Below are 4,803 nucleotides of genomic sequence, written 5' to 3' on the forward strand. Positions count from 1 at the left end.
GCACGTTCTCCTGGATCAACCGGTGCCGACGCACGGTCCGAGACTACGAACGGCTACCCGACCACCACGCCGCGATGGTCCAATGGGCCATGATCATCGTCATGACCCGCCGCCTCGCCCGCCACCAACACACCTGAAACCCTTATTTACCAGGCTCTTAGAGAACATGGACCACCAAAGCAAACACGCCACTGGCCAGTACGTCAGCGCCGCCACCGCGAAGTACCACGGGCGGTAGCCGCCCAACAGAAGCTGATACCCATGCTCTGCCGCCCAGTCGTAGACCATCCACGTCCAGACGGCATACCCACCCCAGAAGACCAAGGACCAGCAGACACGCGCGGACCGGCTCGGACGCCTGCTGCGCCATCGGGAGAGGGAGCGACGGGCACTGGAGATCATGGCATCCATCATCGCCCTGCCTTGCAAAGATCAAGACTGCTGTCGGTCGACCTCGACTGGTACGGCTGAGCTGCTCGTCTTGTGGTCTCGCGTCGACCTCTGATGGTTGTCGTCGCCGGGCTTGGCTGTACTGATGGCTGTACAGCCACCAGGAGGCATTGCGAAAATCTTTTCGGCTGGCCCTGGCCTGCCGGTTGCGCTAGAAAGACGGGCATGATCAACGCTGCTGATATGAATGCCGATGAGGTCCACACGGTTCTGGACACTCTCGCTGCCGCCGGCTGCAACGCATGGATCAGCGGCGGGTGGGGTGTGGACGCGCTGTTCGGACAGCAGACTCGTCCACACCGCGACCTGGACCTGGCAGTCTCCGCAGAGCACGAAGCAGCGGCCCTGCTGGCTCTCGGCCGGCTGGGCTACGTCATCGAGACCGACTGGCGCCCGGTACGCGTTGAAGTGGTCGCCGAAGAACGAGGTCGAGTAGACCTTCACCCGCTCAAGTTCGACGAGGTTGGCGACGGCCACCAGGCCGGCCTCGATGGCGCTAGCTTCCGCTGGCCCAAGGAGTGCTTCACCACCGGAACCATCGCCGGTCGCCCGGTCAACTGCATCTCGGTGGAGCAGCAACTGCTGTTCCACAGCGGGTACGAGCCGCGCGATATCGACCGCGCCGACCTGGCCCTTCTGCACATGCTCGCAGCGGAGGCCAAGCGAGCAGGCGATATCGTCCGATAGTGCCCGCCACTCTCTTCCTGACGTGCGGTATCCAGGGCAGCGGCAAGACCACCTTGGCCCGACGGCTGGAAGAAGAACACGCTGCCCTGCGGCTCACCGCCGACGAATGGCTCCACGTCCTTCATCCCGAGATGTCTGAGGTAGAGCTCGACAGCCTGAGAGATCGCGTAGAGGAGCTTCAGTGGTCGACCGCGCTACGGGTGCTGGCGATGGGCTGCAATGTCGTCCTTGACTGGGGACTTTGGGCCAGGGAGGAGCGCGATCGCTACCGATCGGAGGCTCAAGCGCTCGGCGCTCGGGTAGTGCTTTGCCTGCTGGAGCCCACGAAGCAAGAGCTGCTCGACCGGCTGAGGAACAGGAATGCCGCCGCGCCACCGGGCGTCTTCCGCATCCCCGACGAGCAATTCGAGGAGGCATGGACCTTCTTCCAGCGAGAACGCCCCACGCAGGACGAGCTAGATCTATTTGATCCCATGCCCTGAGCCGCCGCGTCCGGCTCGGTGACGAATGGCCAGCGTGCTGTTAATGGCGAAGCGGATGAGCGGATCTCCTCGTCGGGCAGTCGCCAGACCGTCCAGCCTCCCCGGACGGGGACAAGGTGGAGCGCCCTACCGGACGAACGACCTTGGCCCCGTCCGGGGAGGCTGGTAGCCCTTGTGGTGCCCGGCGAGGGGATCCGCCCCCCGGCTGATCTCTGAAGAGGGCCGGGGTTCGGGGCGGAGCCCCGAGGTCTTCGGGAGTCCTTGTCGTCCGTCAGTGTGGCCGGCCGGCCCGGCCGATGCCGGCCGGAGGTCGCCAGCAGGCCGGGGCCGGGCCGGCGCGGCCCGCTTTGCGGGCCGCCTTGATTCAGAAGAGGCCAATTCGGCAGTGGGTTCACCGTGCCCGTTGTCCTGTCAGGGGACATGCTTGACGCTCGCGCCCCACCTGATGCCCGACATGATCCTCAAGAGGAGTCGCGGAGGCCCTCACGGTCCGCGACAGGGGCGCGCATCGCGGCAGATCCGCGCGTCCGGCCTTGGTGAGCAGCGGCTATGCAATCTTGGCTAGCGTGCGATGGGTGCCCAGCGATGCTCGCCGTCGGGTCGTCTTGTTCTGTGTGGTCGCCGTCCCTAACCCGCAGTTGTTGGCCTACGCTCCAGCGTCCTCGTCATGCGGGCCGGCAAGCGTCTCGATCGCGAGTAACAGCGGCTCTGGTTCCTCCCGCGTGAGGCGCGCCAAGCACTCCGAGGGCTCATCTCCCTCGCTTACCGCGTCGAAGTACGCCTTGGCATCCCGCAGGCTCATCCGTGGCGCCTGCTGGCGGACATGCCGCAGCGCCGCCATCCTGTCCCCACGCTGCACGAGGGCACGGACTTCGGCGAGCAGCGGATCCGGAGGTGTGACGCCCTTGTGCTGCTGCAGATACACGTCAGCCCATCGATCTGTGCCGCATATCGCGACCGGTATGTGGTGGATGCTGCCGTCTTCCCCATCTACGAAGTAGGGGCCCTGTCCCACCAGCATCTTGCCGAAGTCACCGGAACGCAGGTACTCAACAGACTGCCAGCCGACCAACCACCCGAGCGCGTGCTCCTCGACACCGCAGACTGCAACCTCGGGCACATCGGCCAGCCGTCCCTCCCGTCGCTGCCTGATCAGCAAGGCCTCGACGAGCGCGACAGCGCGCTCCCTGGTGATCACATCCGGCATCATCCATCACGACGACCAACACACCAACCGCATTCGAAACCCCGCTCGTGTCTCATCGAGGGGTCACTGATGCAGTCGACGTCCTGTCATCGGCATGTGAGTGCGCAATCCCTCGCTGACCGATCAGCGGCGGCCGTCGAGTGCTTGGTCCGCGATGTCGATGACCATCACCGTGACGTTGTCGTGCCCACCCTGATCGAGGGCGGCGGCAATGAGCGCGTCGGCGACGTGCGGCGGACTGTCAGCCGAGTTGAGGGCACTGCGGATAAGGTCCGCCGGCACGTACGAACTCAGCCCGTCCGAGCACAACAGCAACCGGTCACCAGGGCGGAGCTGCAGGACGGTCACATCCGGTGACCGACCGTCGGTTCGCCCGTCAAGGAAGCGCGCCAGCTTCTCAGGCAGGTCCGGCACGTCCCCCGCGTCGGATACGAGGTGCCGATAGATGTGGTCCTCACTGACTCGAACTAACGGGCTGTGGGCGGCTCGGAAGTCGCGCATCAGATATGCGCGGGAGTCGCCGACGTTCGCCAGGACTGCGGTATCGCCTGACCACAGGGCGGCGACCATGGTGGTCCCCATGCCTGCCAGCTCAGGCTCCTGGCGGATTCGCTGACGAAGTTTGTCGTTAACGTCTTGGATCGCCCTTCCGAGCACGTCGGCAAGGTCTGCCGCCGGCACCAGCCGCCGAGAAGGTCTTCCTGACGCACGTCGGGCCGGATCTTGACGCGGTTCGTCCGGGTCGCTGGCAGCATGGCTGACCAGGGGTTTTGCGTGGTGGGGCGGGCGGGACTCGAACCCGCGACCGAGGGATTATGAGATCAAGTTGGCCGCCGTGACGACCTGGGCGGATCGGCGTCTAGCAGGGTAGATGCCTCTCGGCATCTCACACCACTTCCCCGCCGTCCGTGGACCTCTTGCGGACTGGATGCGGACCCCTCTTGGTCAGGATGGTGTGAGACACCTCGTGTGAGTGCGGGGTGCTGACCGAGGGCGGGATCGGAGATCCTGGTGTACGTGTCGACATCTTCTGAGGACCAGCCCGTGCAGGGTGCGCCGGGCGGGTCTGATCCGGCGCCGCGGCCGTCACGGCGGGTGTTCAGTCCGGAGTTCAAGCTGATCGCAGCGTCTCGGCAGCCGGCCGCCCCCGGCCGGCAGCAGGATCGGCGGGCATGCCGCGACGTCGCGACCGGTCTACCGGGGTACGGCACGGAACCACGCCTCCCGGTCGTCCGGATCGGGTCCGCGCCGGGGCAAAGTCGGCGGGTCCTCACCGGTTACCGGCGCATAGTGGTCGAAGGTGGTGGTCAGGACGGCCTCGCCGCCGGTGAGATCGGGAAGAGCGGCGACGACCTGCGACACCCGGGAGGACGGCAGGGTGCCGCCCACCTCGAGGTACCCGCCGGCGACGGCGGTGTCGTGGACGACCGCGCCCAGCCGGCCGAGCAACGCCATCACCGTCTCCACCGCATGCTGCGGAAGGTTGACGTCGAACCGCTCGATCGGTTGGCACACCCGGGTACCGGCCTGACGCAGCGCCGCGGCGACCACGACCGGGGTGAGATTGCGGAAGTCCGCCGCGACGGTCGAGATGGACTTGTCGAACTTCTGGTGCGGCTTGCTCTGTCGCGGCCAGTACCGGGAAGCCGTCATGGTGACCGTGCAGTCGGCGACCGGCCAGCCATGCCGGCCCTGCCGGAGCGCGGCCCGCACGCCTTCCTCCGTGGCGGCGACGAATGCCGGCGGGAGCCGACCGGGCTCGACACCGGGGCGGAACTCGATGCCGTGCCCGACCGGGGCGGCCTCGATGCGCAACCCCAGCCCGGCCAGGTACGGGTTGCCGCACTCGTGCGCCCGCTCCTCGGCGGCTCCGCTGCCGGCGACCCGTTCGATGCAGGCCGTCAGCGTGCCGGAGAACCGCACCTGGACGCCGTACCGGTCCGCCATGAGGGCTGCCAGCACCCCGTTCTGCACCTC

General features: G+C 66.8%; 4 protein-coding genes and 1 pseudogene. 2 read left to right on the top strand and 3 right to left on the bottom strand.

Translation table 11 applies throughout. The features are described from left to right. Positions 1–615 precede the first annotated feature (615 nt). Both NCC78_RS27645 and NCC78_RS27650 read left to right on the top strand, forming a co-directional pair. The gene (locus NCC78_RS27645; protein ID WP_250798158.1) at positions 616–1,137 is read left to right on the top strand and encodes a nucleotidyltransferase domain-containing protein; all 522 of its coding nucleotides are present in this window, start codon (positions 616–618) and stop codon (positions 1,135–1,137) included. Further along, the gene (locus NCC78_RS27650; protein ID WP_250798159.1) at positions 1,137–1,619 is read left to right on the top strand and encodes a P-loop nucleotide/nucleoside kinase family protein; all 483 of its coding nucleotides are present in this window, start codon (positions 1,137–1,139) and stop codon (positions 1,617–1,619) included. Before NCC78_RS27645 ends, NCC78_RS27650 begins: the two co-directional genes overlap by 1 nt. A 646-nt stretch (positions 1,620–2,265) precedes the next feature. Here NCC78_RS27650 and NCC78_RS27655 read toward each other — a convergent pair. The 3 genes and pseudogenes from NCC78_RS27655 to NCC78_RS27665 all read right to left on the bottom strand — a co-directional run. After that, positions 2,266–2,817: a YrhB domain-containing protein gene (locus NCC78_RS27655; protein WP_250798160.1), complete on the bottom strand. Its 552-nt coding sequence runs from the start codon at positions 2,815–2,817 to the stop codon at positions 2,266–2,268. 132 nt (positions 2,818–2,949) lie between these two features. Continuing rightward, the gene (locus tag NCC78_RS27660) at positions 2,950–3,507 is read right to left on the bottom strand and encodes a PP2C family protein-serine/threonine phosphatase (RefSeq protein WP_308220964.1); all 558 of its coding nucleotides are present in this window, start codon (positions 3,505–3,507) and stop codon (positions 2,950–2,952) included. Between the two features lie 513 nt (positions 3,508–4,020). Further along, a pseudogene (locus NCC78_RS27665) lies at positions 4,021–4,803 on the bottom strand (elongation factor G); the annotation flags it as partial.

This window comes from Micromonospora phytophila (assembly GCF_023656545.1).
Lineage (GTDB): Bacteria > Actinomycetota > Actinomycetes > Mycobacteriales > Micromonosporaceae > Micromonospora > Micromonospora phytophila.

What these genes read in the sequence shown, in the direction of transcription:
- NCC78_RS27645 (WP_250798158.1), top strand. Translation starts at nt 616, where the DNA reads ATGATCAACGCTGCTGATATGAATGCCGATGAGGTCCACACGGTTCTG.